We start from the raw sequence: 15766 nt of genomic DNA, 5'->3' as shown, positions 1-15766 counted from the left end.
TCTGTGTCGCCACAAGGCGGCGGTCGGTGGGCGGCGGGCTAGGACGCGGGCCGTCTGCCGAACCAGTCGAGACACACGACCAGCGCGTCGTCGTCCGGCTCGGGTCTTCCCCGGTGCCCGGTCAGCCCGCGCAGCACCGCGGCCGGGACGTCCGCCGCCGGCAGCAGGGAGGCGTTGCCGACCGCCCGCGCGAGCCCGTGCTCGCCGTACGACTCGCCGCCCGGTGCCACGACCCCGTGGACACCGTCACTGACGAACAGCAGTCGGTCGCCGGGCAGCAGGGTGAGCTCCTGGGCGACGTAGTCGGTCTCCTCGAACATGCCCAGCGGCAGCTGCGCGTCGAGTTCGACCGGGGACAGGACCCGGTCGCGCACGAGCAGCAGCCGCGGTGAGCCCGCGTCGACGATCCGCATCCGGCCCGTGGACAGCTCGATGTCCACGAGCAGGACCGACAGATGCGCCTCGCCCCGGTAGTGGGCGTAGATCGCCTGGTCGGCGAGGGCCGCCTGGTCCTCGATCGGGATGCCGGCGCGGCGCGCGTTGCGCAGCGCGTTGATGCCGAGACTGGTCAGCAGGGAGGCCTCGATGCCCTCGCCCATCCCGTTGGTGACGTAGACCAGCAGATGGTCGGCGGACGCCTCCCAGTCGAAGTTGTCGCCGAAGACGGCGTAGGCGGGCTCGAGCTGAGCGCCCAGGGCGTACTCCTCCCGGGCGCACGAGCGGGCCGGGAGCAACTGCCACTGCATCTCTGCCGCCAGGGTCAGCCGTTCCCTGCGGCGGGCCCGCGCGTACAGGTCGGTGTCGCGTTCGGCGACCACCATCTCGTGCCCCAGGTTCTCGGCCAGCTCGGTGAGTTCGGCGAGAGACTCCCGGGTTGCCGCGGGCAGCGTCAGCGACAGCACACCCAGCCGGTCGCCGCGCACGGTCACCGGCAGATGCGCCCGCACCCGGCCGTCGGCGGGCTCCTCGACGTACGGCTGCTGCGAGCCGAAGGCCCGCCCGGGCGCGCTGCCCTGCACGGGCACCGGCGTCGTGCCGCCCGGCGCGGGCGGCACGGGCAGCAGTACCGTCAACCCGTAGTCGGCCAGCCGCACTTCCACGGCCTCCGCCGCGTACCGGGTGCGCAGCACCTGGCGCAGGGCGTCGGGGAGCTGGTGCGGGGCCGCGGAGCGCAGGGCACGCGAGGCCGCGGCGAGTCTGTTCACCGGGTCGGTCACAGCGTCCCCCGGGATGCCGTGGCGTCGAATCCGTGGCGCCCCCCGCGGCGGGGGCGGGCTGACAGCCGTCGAGAACCCTGCGAGAGTGTGACCGTGATGTCCCCCGCCTCGCGTCCGCAGCCGCTCCAGGTGGCCCGTGTGACCTCAGAGGCGGCCGAGCTGCTGGAAGTCCTCTGGGGCCGTGCCTCGACGGCGCCCGTCTCCGCCTCCCAGTTGCGCGTGCTGTTCATCCTGGAGCACCACCAGGGCATCAACCTGCGCACCCTCGCCGAGTTCCTCGGTTCCACACCGCCGTCCACCAGCCGCCTGTGCGACCGCCTCCAGGCTGTGGGCTTCGTCGAGCGCAGGGTCGCCGCCGAGAGCCGACGGGAGCTGGAGCTCTTCCTGAGCCGTCGCGGGAGCGTCTTCCTCGCCGACCTCAGATCACGTCGTGAGGCCGCGCTGGAGAGCGTGCTGGAACAGATGCCCGCCGTGCAGCGCGGCGCCCTGCTGAGAGGGCTGGAGGCGTTCTGTTCGGCGGCGGCCGAGCAGATCCACGACTCCGACGCCACGGACGCCCGTACCGCCTGACGGTGTCCTCGGGTGACCGGCTGCGCCCACAGGCTCATCCGTCTTCCCTCCCGCATCACTGTCCCGCTCACTCTGTTGCCTTATGTACACAGTTGTCAAATGACAAGTATTGGACGGCGATCGGCCGTCCCTGCGTGTTTTCCGATGCCTCCGGAGAGCCGCCGCTCAGCCCTGCGTGCCCTCCGCGAGCTGCTGCCGGTCGACGAGCTCCAGAGCCTCCTCGACCTTCTCCGATATGGGCACCGTGAGGCTGACCCCGGTCAGGTCCAGGACCCGGCGCACGGCCGGCGTGGGAGCGATCACGTGCACACTTCCCGGCAGCCCCCGGGCCTCCTGGTACACCCGCAGGATGATGTTCATACCGGACGAGTCCATGAACGGAACCGCCGCGAGGTCGAGGAGGAAGTGCCGCCGGCCGTGGTGCAGCTGGTTGGCGAGATGAGCCTGCAGATCGGTCGCGGTGTCGAGGTCGAGATGGCCTTCGACCGTGACCAGGGCGACGTCCTCGCGAGGCAGGGTGACCTCGACGGACAGGGGGTTCTGGGCAATGGACACACGTACCTCCGAAAGCTGACGGTCGGGAGCGTCTACCCCGATGGGCGACTTCGATGCGCGGCGACGGCGGACGAGGACGGGCGGCAGGCCGCACGGGACGATCGTCATGGTGCGTGTGCCCTGCCCTTCCGCCTGCGGATCTCCGACCTGGTGTCGCGCACAGGCGAATACCCCCGAAGTTCCTCACCATGCACACGAGAAGGAAGACAGGAAAGCGACGGCCGGGACGGGAGGGGCGGGGACGGTTCAGCGCAGCCGGATGCCCACGATGCAGGTGTCGTCGTCGGTGTCGGACCGGCTGTAGGTGAGCAGCCGGTCCAGCTGCTGGTCCAGCGTCGGCGTCACCGTGCGCGCCTGTACCAGCAACTGGGTCAGCGACTCCTCCACGGACCGGTCGCGGCGCTCGATCAGACCGTCCGTGTACATCAGCAGGGTGTCGTCGGCCGCCAGCTGGACCTCCTCCTCCTCGTACACCGTCTCCGGCAGGGCGCCCAGCAGCATCCCCCTCAGCAGGGGCAGCGGCGCCGCCTGGCGGCCCCGCACCAGCACCGGCGGCAGATGGCCCGCCCTCGCCCAGCGCAGCGTGTGCCGGGAGGGGTCGTACAGGCCGCACACGGCCGTGGCCGTGATCGAACCCGTCAGATGGTGGGCGACGATGTTGAGCCAGGACAGCAGCTGGCCGGGCCCCGCCCCGGTCACCGCCAGCCCGCGCAACGCGTTGCGCAGCACCACCATGCTGGTCGCCGCCTCGATGCCGTGCCCGGCCACGTCGCCCACGCACAGCAGCACCAGGCCGGAGGGCAGCACGACGGCGTCGTACCAGTCACCGCCCACCAGGTGCTCCTCCTCGGCGGGCCGGTAGCGGACCGCCACCTGGAGACCGGGGGCCTCCAGGGGCGCTCGGGTGGGCGGCATGATGGCGTGCTGGAGCTGAAGGGCCAGCCGGCTGCGCTCGCTGGCGTGCTGCTCGCTCTGCGCGAGCTGGTCGCGGGTGGCGGCGAGAGCCACCTCCGTCCAGTGCTGCGAGGAGATGTCCTGGTAGGCCCCGCGCACGGCCACCAGCCGTTCGTCGGTGTCGAGCACCGGCTCGGCGACGATCCGCATGTGCCGGGTCACCCCGTCCGGCCGCTGGAGCCGGAAGGCGGCGGACGCCGGACGACGGCGGTGCAGCAGCGTGCGCAGCAGCCGGCCGACGACGACCGCGTCATCGGGGTGGGTGTGCGCCGCCAGGTCCTCCAACGGAACCGGCGAGCTGGACTCGGGCCGCCCGTACAGGGTGAACAGCTGCCCGTTCCAGGTGGTCTCGCCGGTGAGCAGGTCCTCCTCGAAACCGCCGATCCGGCCGAGTCGCTGGGCGTTCTGCAACAGACTGGCCAGCCGTGCCGTCTCGTCCTCGATCCGCCAGATCAGCAGCACACAGCTGCCGTGGCGGCTGATGCTGACATCCGCGACCGCCGCCAGCGGCACCTCGCCGACGAGCGCGGTCAGACTCATCCGGCGCGCCCGGAAGGGTTCGCCGGTGGCGTGCACGCGCTCGATCCGCTGGAACAGGTCGCCGCCCCCGACGGCCATCGGATAGGCCTCGAGCAGCAGGGCCCCGTTGACCACGGCGCGGGGCCGGCCCGCAGGGTCGAGGAAGCGGTCGTTGACGTGCTGGATACGGAAGTCCACCAGCTTTCCCGCCGGGTCGACGTGCGGCACCAGGACCAGGGCCGGATCGTGCAGCCCGTCCGTCAGGTCCATCAGCTCCGCGGTGTCCGGCAGGACGAGCGGCTGCTGGTCCGGGCCCCGGCCATGCGCGTACGTCTGGAGCGTGTGGGCGCACAGATCGGCCAGGGCCTCGACCTGGCGCACCACCTGGGGCGGCTGCCGGTCCAGCGGGGCGGGCCAGGCGATCTCCAGGATCCCGTCCACGCGTCCGGCGCTGCCCGCGGGCACGGCCGCCCGGCCGCCGTCCGGGTGCATATGGCGGCCGATGGTGGGCAGCCCGGTCCCGGCCAGCGACCCGATCCACTGGGTCGCCCCCTCGGTGAGGCCGCCGCGTGCCACCGTGGCCACGTCCGGCGGCACGTACCGCCAGCGCTCCGCCTCGCCGGGGGAGAACCCCGCGCTCCCGGCGAGGGTCAGCGAACCGTCGGAGCCCGCCGCCCAGATCGCCACGGCGACCGCGCCCAGCGGACCCAGCGCGTGCTGGAGCAGGGAGTCGGCGACGGCCTGGGTGTCGTGCGCCGCCGCCAGCGCCCCGCTCTCCGCGGTCCGCAGCCGCACGGCCGCCGACTGCTCCCCGGGATCCTCCGGCCTTCCGACGGACGCCAGGAAGGCCTCCGTCACCTCGGACACCCGGTCCTTGGCCGCCTGGTTGATGACGTCGACCGCGAACTCCAGCGGGCTCAGCCCGGCCTGGCCCGCCAGCACGGACAACTGCTGTGCCGCCTCGCTGGGGCCGCAGCCGAGGCGCTCCACCAGGATGCCCTTGGCGAGTTCGACCAGGGCGCGCCCGTCGGCCTCCGCCTGGGCCGCCATGACCTCCCGGCGCAGCCGGTCCACGGTCGCGGCGAGCCGGCCCACGGGTGAGGGCGTGCCGGCGCCGGCCGGCTCCGGCAGGCTCACGCCCTCCTCGGGGCCGGGCTGCTCCCCGGTCGGTGCGGGCAGGGCCCGGCCCTGGCCGGGCTTGGTGGGCTGTGCGGGAATGCTCACGGTGTGCGGACTCCTCGGCTGGGACGCCTGGTGGCTCGGGCGGGGCGAACGTCCTCAGACGGTCAGCCAGCGTCGGACGCAGGACATGAGGTCATGGGTGTCGACGGGCTTGGTGACATAGTCGCTGGCCCCGGAGTCGAGGCTCTTCTCCCGGTCCCCGGGCATGGCCTTCGCGGTCACCGCGACGATGGGCAGATCGGCGTACTCGGGCATGCGGCGGATCTCGGCCGTGGCCGTGTACCCGTCCATCTCGGGCATCATCACGTCCATCAGCACCAGCGCGATGTCCGGGTTGTTGCGCAGCGTGTCGATCCCCTCGCGCCCGTTCTCCGCGTGCAGGACGCGGATGCCGTGCAGTTCCAGGATGCCGCTGAGCGCGAACAGGTTGCGGGCGTCGTCGTCGACGACCAGGACCGTCCGGCCCACGACGGCATCGTCCGGCAGGTGCGGCGCCACGTGCTGGGGCTCGTCCGGACGGACCAGGGCGAGAACGTCCCCCGGCTGCTCGGCGGAGAGATGCAGAGTGATGCGCTCGCGCAGTTCGTCCAGGCTGGACAGGAACTCCATCGGCTGGCCGGCCGCCCGGGACTGGAGCGTCTTCTCCTGGGCGAGGTCCGCGCGGTGCCCGCTGTGCACGAGCACCGGGACGCCCGTCAGCACCGAGTCGTCGTGAAGGGCCTCCAGGAACCGGGACGCCTCCGCGTCGGGCATGCCCAGCTCCAGGACGACGCAGTGGCAGGGCTCGGCGGCCAGCGCGCCCGCGGCCTCGTGCGCCCCGACGGCGGTGACGATGTCGACCGGGGCGGCCGAGGTGCCGTCCTCGCGCCCGCGCGCCATGTCCGCCACGACGCTCTCGGCGACCAGGGTCAGCAGGCCTCGGGGCCGTTCCTCCACGACCAGCAGCCGACGCGGACGCCGTGCGGCCGTCACGGTGACCGCCGTCGTGCCGGGGGAGCTCAGCGGGATCGCCGTGGGCGGGCCGACGAGGGCGCGCTCCACCGGGCGGCCCCCTTCGAGGACCTCCTGGAAGTCCCGCCGGGCGACCGGCAGATAGAGCGTGAAGGTGCTGCCCCGGCCCGGTGTGCTGTCCACGGTGACCGCGCCGCCGAGCAGGTGCGCGATCTCCCGGGTGATGGACAGCCCGAGGCCCGTGCCGCCGTACTTGCGGCTGGTGGTGCCGTCCGCCTGCTGGAAGGCGCCGAAAATGGTCTCCAGCTGCTGCTCCGGAATGCCGATGCCGGTGTCCTTCACCCGGAACGCCACCACGGTGCCGCCGCGGACCACGCCGCTCGGCACCTCCTCGTCGGAGGCCGGCTCGATGCGCAGCTCGACGCTGCCCCGCTCGGTGAACTTCACCGCGTTGGACAGCAGATTGCGCAGCACCTGGCGCAGCCGGGAGTCGTCCGTGAGCAGGTCGGCGGGGGCGCCGGTGGCCGTGCTCACCGTGAACTCGAGGCTCTTCTGCGTCGTCATGGGGCGGAAGGTCGCCTCGACGTACTCGATGAGCTGCCGCAGCGACACCTGCTCCGGCGAGACGTCCATCTTGCCGGCCTCGACCTTCGACAGGTCCAGGATGTCGTTGATCAGCTGGAGCAGGTCCGAGCCGGCCGAGTGGATGATCCCCGCGTACTCGACCTGCTTCGGAGTGAGGTTGCGCGAGGGGTTCTGGGCCAGCAACTGGGCCAGGATGAGCAGGCTGTTGAGCGGGGTGCGCAGCTCGTGGCTCATGTTCGCCAGGAACTCCGACTTGTACTTCGACGCCAGGGAAAGCTGCTGCGCCCGCGCCTCCAGCTCCTGCCGGGCCTGCTCGATCTGGAGGTTCTTCGCCTCGATGTCCCGGTTCTGCGCCACCAGCAGGGAGGCCTTCTCCTCCAGCTCCGCGTTGGAGTGCTGGAGCTCCTCCTGCTGGGACTGCAACTCGGCGGAACGCGCCTGGAGTTCGGCGGTCAGCCGCTGGGACTCGTCGAGCAGCTCGTCCGTGCGGGCGTTCGCCACGATGGTGTTGACGTTGACGCCGATGGTCACCCGCAGCTGTTCCAGGAAGTCCCGGTGGATCTGGGTGAACGCGGCGACCGCCGCCAGTTCGATGACGCCGAGCACCTGCCCCTCGAAGACGATGGGCAGCAGGACCAGGGCGCTCGGCTCCACCTGGCCGAGCCCCGAGGAGATGGTGACGTACCCGGCCGGCAGCTCGTCGACGAAGATCGTCCGGCGGCTGCGCGCGGCCTGGCCGACGAGCGAGCGGCCGAACGGGATCCGGGTGGGACGGTCGTCGTCGGCCGGATAGCCGTAGGCGCCCACGAGCCGCAGCTCCGGGCCGTTCTCACCGTCCTCGGCGAGGTGGAAGGCGCCGAACTGGGCCGACACCAGCGGCACCAGCTCGTCCATGATCAGCTCGGCGACCACGGGAAGGTCGCGGTGGCCCTGCATGAGCCCCGAGATACGCGCGAGGTTGGTCTTGAGCCAGTCCTGCTCCTGGTTGGCCCGGGTGGTCTCGCGCAGGGACTCCACCATCGAGTTGATGTTGTCCTTGAGCTCGGCGACCTCGCCGGAGGCGACCACGGTGATCGAGCGGGTCAGGTCGCCCTCCGCGACGGCGCTCGTGACCCCCGCGATCGCGCGCACCTGCCGGGTCAGGTTCCCGGCCAGCTCGTTGACGTTCTCCGTGAGGCGCTTCCAGGTGCCCGAGACGCCCTCCACCTCGGCCTGGCCGCCGAGGCGGCCTTCGGTGCCGACCTCGCGGGCGACGCGGGTGACCTCGTCGGCGAAGGCGGAGAGCTGGTCGACCATCGTGTTGATGGTCGTCTTGAGTTCGAGGATCTCGCCGCGGGCGTCCACGTCGATCTTCTTCGACAGGTCGCCGCGGGCCACCGCCGTGGTCACCAGCGCGATGTTGCGGACCTGGCCGGTGAGGTTGTTGGCCATCGAGTTGACGTTGTCGGTGAGGTCCTTCCAGGTGCCGGCCACGTTCGGCACCTGCGCCTGGCCGCCGAGGCGGCCCTCGGTGCCGACCTCGCGGGCCACGCGCGTCACCTCGTCGGCGAACGCGGAGAGCGTGTCCACCATGGTGTTGATCACATCCGCCAGCGCGGCGACCTCGCCCTTGGCCTCGACGGTGATCTTCTGCGAGAGGTCGCCGCGGGCCACGGCGGTGGCGACCTGGGCGATGGAGCGCACCTGGCCCGTCAGGTTCGACGCCATGACGTTGACGTTGTCGGTGAGGTCCTTCCAGGTGCCCGAGACCCCGCGGACCGTGGCCTGTCCGCCCAGGTTGCCCGCCGTGCCGACCTCGCGGGCGACGCGGGTGACCTCGTCGGCGAAGGCGGAGAGCTGGTCGACCATCGTGTTGATGGTGTTCTTGAGTTCGAGGATCTCGCCACGGGCGTCGACGGTGATCTTCTGGGAGAGGTCGCCCTTGGCCACCGCGGTCGCCACCTGGGCGACGTTGCGGACCTGGTTGGTGAGGTTTCCGGCCATGAAGTTGACCGAATCCGTGAGGTCCCGCCAGGTGCCCTTGACCCCCTTGACGTCGGCCTGCCCGCCGAGGCGGCCTTCGGTGCCGACCTCGCGGGCGACGCGGGTGACCTCGTCGGCGAAGGCGGAGAGCTGGTCGACCATCGTGTTGATGGTGTTCTTGAGTTCGAGGATCTCGCCGCGGGCGTCGACGGTGATCTTCTGGGAGAGGTCGCCCTTGGCCACCGCCGTCGTCACCTGGGCGACGTTGCGGACCTGGTTGGTGAGGTTTCCGGCCATGAAGTTGACCGAATCGGTGAGATCCCGCCATACCCCGGCGACCCCGGGCACCTGTGCCTGCCCGCCGAGGCGGCCTTCGGTGCCGACCTCGCGGGCGACGCGGGTGACCTCGTCGGCGAAGGCGGAGAGCTGGTCGACCATCGTGTTGACGGTCTCCTTCAGCTGAAGGATCTCGCCGCGGGCCGGCACGTCGATCTTCTGCGAGAGGTCGCCCTTGGCCACCGCGGTCGCCACCTGGGCGATGTCCCGCACCTGGGTCGTCAGGTTGCCCGCCATGGCGTTCACGGAATCCGTCAGGTCGGCCCAGGTCCCGGAGACCCCGGGCACCTCCGCCTGGCCGCCCAGGGTGCCCTCGGTGCCCACCTCCCGGGCCACCCGGGTGACCTCGGAGGTGAAGACGGACAGCTGGTCGACCATGCCGTTGAAGACGGTGGCGATGTCCCCCAGCAGACCGTCGCCGTCGGTGGGCAGGCGGGTGCCGAAGTCCCCGTCCCGTACGGCCGTCAGTCCGGCCAGGAGCTGCCTGAGCTCGTGGTCGCCGGGAACCGTGTCCAAGGACTCGGTCGCGTTGCTGGTCATGCCTACCCTCGTTCCGCTCCCCAGGAGCCCCCGGGCGGGGACTCGGAACCGGGCCGCCCGGGTGGACGGCCCCGCATGTCGTGCATGGATTTCCGCAGTTCACGGATGTGCGCGATGAGAGAAATCCGCCGCAGGCTAACCCACCGGAGGGCGGTGCAACAAAGCCTCACGTCACTTCGCACGCACAGGAATTCCAGAAGAGGAGCACCATGCATACACGAGCGGAACCGGGGTACACGAACAGCTTTGCCCGGAACGGCGAACGCCGTTCCGGGCAGTGACCGGACTCCCTCGGGGTCAGGCGATCTCGGCTCCCAGCAGGCCGGTGCGCAGCCGCTGCACCATGCGGCTGATCAGCCGGGACACATGCATCTGGGAGATGCCGAGTTCCTTGCCGATCTCCGCCTGCGTCCGCTCCTCGACGAACCGCATATGGATGATCCGCCGCTCCCGCTCGTCCAGCTCGGCGATCAGCGGCGCCAGCGAGTGGAAGTCCTCCACCAGCTCCAGCGCCGGCTCCTCGGCGCCGAGGAAGTCGGCCAGCACGGACTCGCCGTCGGCGCCGCCGTCGGAGGTCAGGGCCGCGTCGAGGGAGGCGGAGGTGTAGCCGTTGGACGCCTTGCGCGCCTCGACGACCTCCTCCTCCGACAGCGACATCAGCTGCGACAGCTCACGGGTGGTGGGCATCCGGCCCAGCCGCGTCTGCAACTCCTCCGTGGCCTTGGCCAGTTCGACCCGCGCCTCTTGGAGCCTGCGCGGCACGTGCACGGCCCAGCTCGTGTCCCGGAAGAAGCGCTTGATCTCGCCGACGATGTACGGAATGGCGAAGGAGGTGAACTCGACCTCGCGGGTCAGCTCGAACCGGTCGATGGCCTTGATCAGTCCGATCGTGCCGACCTGGACGATGTCCTCCATCGAGTCGCCCCGGCCGCGGAAGCGGGAGGCCGCGTACCGCACGAGGGACAGGTTCATCTCGATCAGCGTGTTGCGGACGTACTGGTGCTCGTGCGTGCCCTCCTCCAGGTCGGCGAGCCGGTCGAAGAAGCGGCGCGAGAGCTCGCGCGCGTCCTTCGGGCTGACCTGGGTGGGCGACTCGATGAGCGGAACCCCTCCTCGCGGGCTCTCCGTGCCCGCCCGCGCTGCCGTGGCCGTCGTTGCGTGTGCCGTCACGGCATTCATGCCGCTCACTCCGTTCGTCGAGCCGGTCGATGACGGAGTGGCGTCTGCCCCGGGTCGCGGATCTCATGCCGAACTTTCCGCACCGATTTTTCAGCGGCTCCTTATACCCCCTCTCATCGGTCCGGAACGGACAGACGTGTCCCGAATGTGTCAGCCACGGGCGGGTAAAGGCAGCTGTGGAGCGCGAGAAGGGAGCAGTGTGACCATCGACGGAATCTGGTCGTACACGCCGGACAGTGGACATGCCGAGGGGCGGGATCTCACCGACTACGCCGTCATGACGGCCGACGGCACCCTCGGCCATGTCGAACGCGAGGCCGACCCTCACGGAATGCGGCACCTGGTCGTCGACACCGGCGTCTGGCTGTTCGGCCGAAGCGCCGTCGTCCCGGTGGGCGTCGTGACGGGTGTCGACCACGCCGACCGCAAGGTGACCCTGGGCTGCAGCGGGGACGACGTGAAGGACGCACCCCGCTTCCGCACCGACAGCGAGACGACGGACCCGGCGTACCTCACGGCCGTCGGCGACCACTATCGCCGGCTGTCCTCACGGGGAACGCCATCGGTATGAGGGAAGAGGGACTCGCGCCCGCGCGCCCGGTGCCCGCCCGGGGGGCGTCGAGGACCTCGGTGAAGACCGCCGCGGCGGCCCGGGCCCATGCCCGCGCGGTGGTGGAAGCACGGTGGAACGACGCCGGCCGGCCGGCGCGTGAGGAAGACGTCATCGACCTGCTGCTGGTCGTCTCGGAGCTGGTGACCAACGCCCTGCGGCACGGCGGCGGACTGGCCGGGTTCGAGATGACGCCGCTGCGGGACGGGATCCGGATCGCCGTGCGCGATCACAGCGACACGGTGCCCGCCGTCAAGGGCGGACCCGGCTCCGGCCCGGCCGGCCACCGGGTGGGCGGCTACGGCTGGCCGCTGGTCGTCCGGCTGGCCCGGGACATCGGCGTGGAGAAACGGGCCGGCGGCGGGAAGACGATCACCATGTTCGTGCCGATCCGGACCGTCGGCCGACCGGACTGACGGGACCGGCGCCGCGCCGGAACATCACCACGGCAGGAAGACGTGCACGTCCTTGCCCTCGCCCTGGCCGGCCTCGTTCGGCACCACGCTCACCTGACTGCACAGCGTGTGCACCAGGTACCAGCCGATGCCGCCGCCCCCGCTGTCGGGGTGGAACGGCCGGGGGGACGGCGGAGTGCTGTTGGTGTCGTGCAGCGTCACGTGCACGCCGTCGAAGGTGGGACGCAGGCGCAGTTCGAACGGACCCGGCGCGTACTGGACCGCGTTGGCCGACAGCTCCGTCACGATCAGCACGATGTCGTGCCAGCACTCCGGTGCCGTGGGCGGCACGGTGTGGGCCAGCTCACGGAGGAATTCCTCCGTGGCCAGTCGTGCTCCCGTCACGTCCTGGGGTTCACCGCCGAAGCGGGCCGTCCGGCTGGGAATCGCCCAGGAGGAGAGTGCGTCGTTACCACGCGGCTCGGTTGCCATGTCGTCAGTGCGGCCCCTGAGTCTCCGGGACCGTTGTCCTTTCTCGTACGGCTCTCTGGCGTCGCCCCTACTGGGTTCCCGAGGGCTCTCAGGCTACGCGTCCGTCATCCGTCGGCATATGGGTACGGCGGAACACGATCGCGGGCTCCGCGGCCACGCGGCGTGTCCGGCCCGGCCGTCCACCGGTCGTACGGCTACCGGAACACGTCGTCGGAGTCGTCCCAGCCCAGCACCTCCTCCGGTGGTGCACTCTGCCGCGGCAGCCGCGCCCGGGCCTGGTACATCGCCTCGATCTCCGCCGCGTAGTGCGCCACGATCGAGTCGCGGCGCAGCTTCATCGAGGGCGTGAGCAGGCCGTTGGTCTGGTCGAACGGCTGCGGCAGGATGCGGAAGGCACGGATCGACTCCGAGCGGGACACCGTGCTGTTGGCGGCGGCCACCGCCCGTCCGATCTCCTCCCGCAGGGCGTTCTCCTCGCGGGCCTCCCGGCTCTGGGTGTCGCCGTGCAGCATCAGGTTGCCGCGCCAGTGCGCCAGGAAATCGGGGTCCAGGGTGATCAGCGCGCCCACGCAGGGCCGGTTGTCACCCACGACCACGGCCTGATGGACGAGCGGATGCATCCGCAGCCGCTGCTCCAGCGAGGCCGGGGCCACGCTCTTGCCGCTGCTGGTGATGATGACGTCCTTCTTGCGGCCGGTGATCGTGAGGTAGCCGTCCGAGTCAAGGAACCCGAGATCACCGGTGGCCAGCCAGCCGCCCCACAGCGCGGCCCGCGTCGCGGCCTCGTCGTTGACGTAGCCCTGGAACACCGACGGGCCGCGCACCAGGATCTCCCCGTCGTCCGCCACCCGGATGTCCATGCCGGGCAGGGCCTGTCCGACGGTGCCCGTCTTCTCCCGGCCGAGTGGCTGCATGGTGATCCCGCCGCTGGTCTCGGTCAGTCCGTACCCGTCGTGCACATAGATGCCGATGCCCTCGTAGAACAGGGACAGATCGCGGTGGAGCGGGGAGCCGCCCGAGGTGGCGCGGTGGACGCGGCCGCCGAGCGCGGCGCGCAGCCTGCGGTACACCGTCCGTTCGAACAGGGCGTGCTGGAGCCGCAGGTCGAAACCGGGCCCCGAGCCGCGGCCCAGCCGCTGCCGTTCGACGGCGGCCGCGAAGTCCCGGGCCGTCTGCGCCGCGCGCTCGAACAAGGCGCCGCGGCCGGCCTCCTGGGCCGCCCGCAGGAAGTTCTTGTAGATCTTCTCGAACACCGACGGCACCGCGTACAGATACGTCGGACGGAAGGTGCGCAGCGACTCCGCGAGCGCCTCCGCGCCGATGTCGGGTTGGTGGCCCATCAGGATGCCGCCGCGCAGACACAGGCCCTGGATCATCAGCCCGTACACGTGGGAGAACGGCAGGAAGGCGAGGACGCTCGGCTGCCGGCCGGCGGGCGCGGCCGTGTGGCCCCAGCCGGCCAGCAGCGTGTCGCAGGGGCTGGCCAGACTGCGGTGGCTCAGCGCGCAGCCCAGGGGCCTGCCCGAGGTCCCGGACGTGTAGGCGATCACGGCGGTGGAGTCCGGCAGCACGATCCGGCGCAGTGAGTTCACCGTGGTGAGCGGCACCAACTCGCCGCGCTGCGCGAGCTGTTCCAACGCCCCGGCGTCCAGCTGCCAGACGTTCCGCAGCGAGGACAGGGCCGCGCACACCGATCCCACGGTCATGACGCTCTGTTCGTCCTCGACGACGACGCCCACACAGTTGGCGTCCCGCAGGATCCACTCGACCTGTTCGCGCGAGGAGGTCGGATAGACCGGGACGACCTCGGCGCCCACCGTCCACAGCGCGTTGCACAGGACCGTCCACTCGTACCGGGTCCGCGCCATGATCGCGACGCGGTGGCCTGGTGAGATCCCCGACGCCACGAAGCCCTTCGCCAGGTCGACCACCTCGTCCCGCAGCTCGACGGCCGTCACCTCTTCCCAGTCGGTGGAGGCGCCGTCCGGACGGCGGGAGAGCACCGGGAGTGTGGGGGTGCGGGCGGCTGTCTCGAAGACGGTGTCGGCGAGCCCTCCGGTCAGGGGCGTGGTGACTGGGGGAGCGAGGGCGAAGTCGCGCATGCGCTGCTCCTGAGGTGTACGGGCTGTGACTCCGCCGACGGGGACTGTTATCGACGGTGGTCGAATCTAGCCCAGGCGGGACCGGTTGTGGCCTGGAACGAATAAGTAATCCGCGTTGATGATCTCGGCCTGCCGGCTCCCGGCACTTCCGACGGCCCCGCACTGAGAAAGTCGGCGCTCCGTGGGGACTCGGAGACCATGAGCCACAACAATCCCGACCCCGAACCCGAACGCACCACCGGACTGGAACCGGGCGGCGGCGTCCCCCCGGGCGAGACCCCGCCCGCGGAGAGCAGCATGCCCGGCGCCGGCCCTCGGGAGACGCACAACCCGACCAAGGGCTGGGCCAAGGGCCCGCTCACCGTGATCATCGTCCTGGTCGTGCTGTTCGCCGCCTTCTTCCTGGCGTACGCGATCGTCCTCATGCTCTGACCGGGAGCCGCAGCGGCAAGGCAGCAAGGGAGGTGTGACCTCAGGCCTGGGTGCGCTCCACACAGGTGGTGACCACCTCGCGCAGACTGCCGGTGCTCTTCCACACCTCGCGCTGGAGCCGGGACCCGTTGCCGTTCCGCAGCAGCTCGGCACAGGACGTGCGGGCCCGCTCCAGGTCGCCGGTGTCCGCCAGCGCGTCCTCGACATGCTCCAGCAGCGCCCGCACGACGGTCTCGGCGGGCGCCGGCCGCATGGTCGCGGGGTGCAGCAGGTCCTCGGTGAGCCCCGAGCGGGCGGCCCGCCAGCCGGCCAGCCGGAGCAGGCTCACGCTGTGGTCCGCCGGCTCCCGGCCGGCCGCACTGTCCCGGGCCGCCGTCTCCACGAGCCCGCGCACCAGCGTGGCGATCAGCACCGCGGTGTCCGCGTGCAGACAGACGTCCGCCACCCGCACCTCCACCGTCGGGTAGTGCGCCGATAGCCGGGCGTCGAAGTAGACCATGCCCTCGTCGAGGATGGTGCCGGTGGCCACCATGTCCGCGACCCGGCGGTGGTACCGGTCCGCCGAACCGAACAGCTCGGTCGGACCCGCCGACGGCCAGCGGTTCCACACCCGGCTGCGATAGCTGCTGTAGTCCGTCTCCGTGCCCTGCCAGAACGGCGAGTTGGCACTGAGTGCCGTCAGCACCGAGAGCCAGGGCCGGATCCGGTCGACGACCGCGACGCCCTCCTCGTCCGAGTCGACGGACACATGGACATGGCAGCCGCACACCATCTGCTCACGCGTCGCGATGCCGTACTGCTCCGCCATCCACTGGTACCGCCGGTTCATGCTGACGGACGGCCGTACCGGCAGCGGTGACGTGGCCAGCGCGACGACCGCGCACCCGGCCTCCCGCGCGTGCCGGGCCGCCTCCCCGCGTATCCGGACGATCTCCGCGCCGAGTTCCCCCATGCCCGACTGCGGGTGGGTGTTGAACTCGAGCATCTGGTTGTGCAGTTCCTTCTCGAAGACGTCCTCCTCCGCCCCGCGCCGGGAGGCGCGGGCGAGGACGGCGGCGGACAGGGCCTGGGGCTCCCCGGTCTCAGGGTCGACCAGGAGGAGTTCTTCCTCCACTCCTACGGTGCGCACGGGACGAAGCCTCTCTCTGGCGGGTGGTACGCACCCGAATGCCCCGCCCGGGGCTG

The 15766-nt window shown here is 71.2% G+C and carries 12 protein-coding genes; 4 read left to right on the top strand and 8 right to left on the bottom strand.

Annotated features, from left to right (window positions below):
• Positions 1 to 38: 38 nt before the first annotated feature.
• Positions 39 to 1217 carry a PP2C family protein-serine/threonine phosphatase gene (locus QF030_RS05805; RefSeq protein WP_307161561.1) on the bottom strand — a complete coding sequence of 393 codons (1179 nt, stop codon included), beginning with the start codon at positions 1215 to 1217 and terminating at the stop codon, positions 39 to 41.
• Positions 1218 to 1313: 96 nt separating this feature from the next.
• On the opposite strand from QF030_RS05805, the gene QF030_RS05800 reads away from it, so the two are divergent.
• Entirely contained in the window at positions 1314 to 1787 is a 474-nt protein-coding gene (locus QF030_RS05800) for a MarR family winged helix-turn-helix transcriptional regulator (protein WP_307167482.1), read from the top strand.
• Positions 1788 to 1952: 165 nt separating this feature from the next.
• Here the strand turns inward: QF030_RS05800 and QF030_RS05795 are convergent, their stop codons facing one another.
• From QF030_RS05795 to QF030_RS05780, 4 genes are all read right to left on the bottom strand, one after another.
• Positions 1953 to 2342, bottom strand: coding sequence for an STAS domain-containing protein (locus tag QF030_RS05795; RefSeq protein WP_307161560.1), 390 nt, complete (start codon positions 2340 to 2342; stop codon positions 1953 to 1955).
• Positions 2343 to 2588: 246 nt separating this feature from the next.
• A complete protein-coding gene (locus QF030_RS05790) occupies positions 2589 to 5039 on the bottom strand; it encodes a SpoIIE family protein phosphatase (protein ID WP_373428739.1) in 2451 nt (816 codons plus the stop codon).
• 54 nt (positions 5040 to 5093) lie between these two features.
• The gene (locus QF030_RS05785; RefSeq protein WP_307161559.1) at positions 5094 to 9371 is read right to left on the bottom strand and encodes a HAMP domain-containing protein; all 4278 of its coding nucleotides are present in this window, start codon (positions 9369 to 9371) and stop codon (positions 5094 to 5096) included.
• Between the two features lie 297 nt (positions 9372 to 9668).
• Positions 9669 to 10550, bottom strand: coding sequence for an RNA polymerase sigma factor SigF (locus tag QF030_RS05780; protein WP_307161558.1), 882 nt, complete (start codon positions 10548 to 10550; stop codon positions 9669 to 9671).
• A 199-nt stretch (positions 10551 to 10749) separates the two neighbouring features.
• Here QF030_RS05780 and QF030_RS05775 point away from each other — a divergent pair, with 199 nt between their 5' ends.
• Positions 10750 to 11121 (top strand): PRC-barrel domain containing protein, encoded by a 372-nt coding sequence (locus tag QF030_RS05775; RefSeq protein ID WP_307161557.1) that lies wholly within the window; start codon positions 10750 to 10752, stop codon positions 11119 to 11121.
• On the top strand, positions 11118 to 11576 hold the full coding sequence (locus QF030_RS05770) for an ATP-binding protein (RefSeq protein WP_307161556.1): 459 nt from the start codon (positions 11118 to 11120) through the stop codon (positions 11574 to 11576). The genes QF030_RS05775 and QF030_RS05770 overlap by 4 nt, the downstream gene beginning before the upstream one ends.
• A gap of 24 nt (positions 11577 to 11600) precedes the next feature.
• On the opposite strand, the gene QF030_RS05765 is transcribed toward QF030_RS05770, so the two are convergent.
• Together QF030_RS05765 and QF030_RS05760 are read right to left on the bottom strand one after the other, a co-directional pair.
• A complete protein-coding gene (locus QF030_RS05765) occupies positions 11601 to 12047 on the bottom strand; it encodes an ATP-binding protein (protein WP_307161555.1) in 447 nt (148 codons plus the stop codon).
• Positions 12048 to 12241: 194 nt separating this feature from the next.
• On the bottom strand, positions 12242 to 14149 hold the full coding sequence (locus tag QF030_RS05760; RefSeq protein ID WP_307161553.1) for an AMP-dependent synthetase/ligase: 1908 nt from the start codon (positions 14147 to 14149) through the stop codon (positions 12242 to 12244).
• Positions 14150 to 14347: 198 nt separating this feature from the next.
• Here QF030_RS05760 and QF030_RS05755 point away from each other — a divergent pair, with 198 nt between their 5' ends.
• Positions 14348 to 14581 carry a DUF6480 family protein gene (locus QF030_RS05755; RefSeq protein ID WP_307161552.1) on the top strand — a complete coding sequence of 78 codons (234 nt, stop codon included), beginning with the start codon at positions 14348 to 14350 and terminating at the stop codon, positions 14579 to 14581.
• Positions 14582 to 14621: 40 nt separating this feature from the next.
• On the opposite strand, the gene QF030_RS05750 is transcribed toward QF030_RS05755, so the two are convergent.
• Positions 14622 to 15710 carry a glutamate--cysteine ligase 2 gene (locus QF030_RS05750; RefSeq protein ID WP_307161551.1) on the bottom strand — a complete coding sequence of 363 codons (1089 nt, stop codon included), beginning with the start codon at positions 15708 to 15710 and terminating at the stop codon, positions 14622 to 14624.
• Positions 15711 to 15766: the final 56 nt, after the last annotated feature.

It is taken from the genome of Streptomyces rishiriensis (genome assembly GCF_030815485.1).
GTDB lineage: Bacteria > Actinomycetota > Actinomycetes > Streptomycetales > Streptomycetaceae > Streptomyces > Streptomyces rishiriensis_A.
Note: the sequence above shows the minus strand (reverse complement) of the source record. Positions and strands in the feature narration are given on the sequence as shown.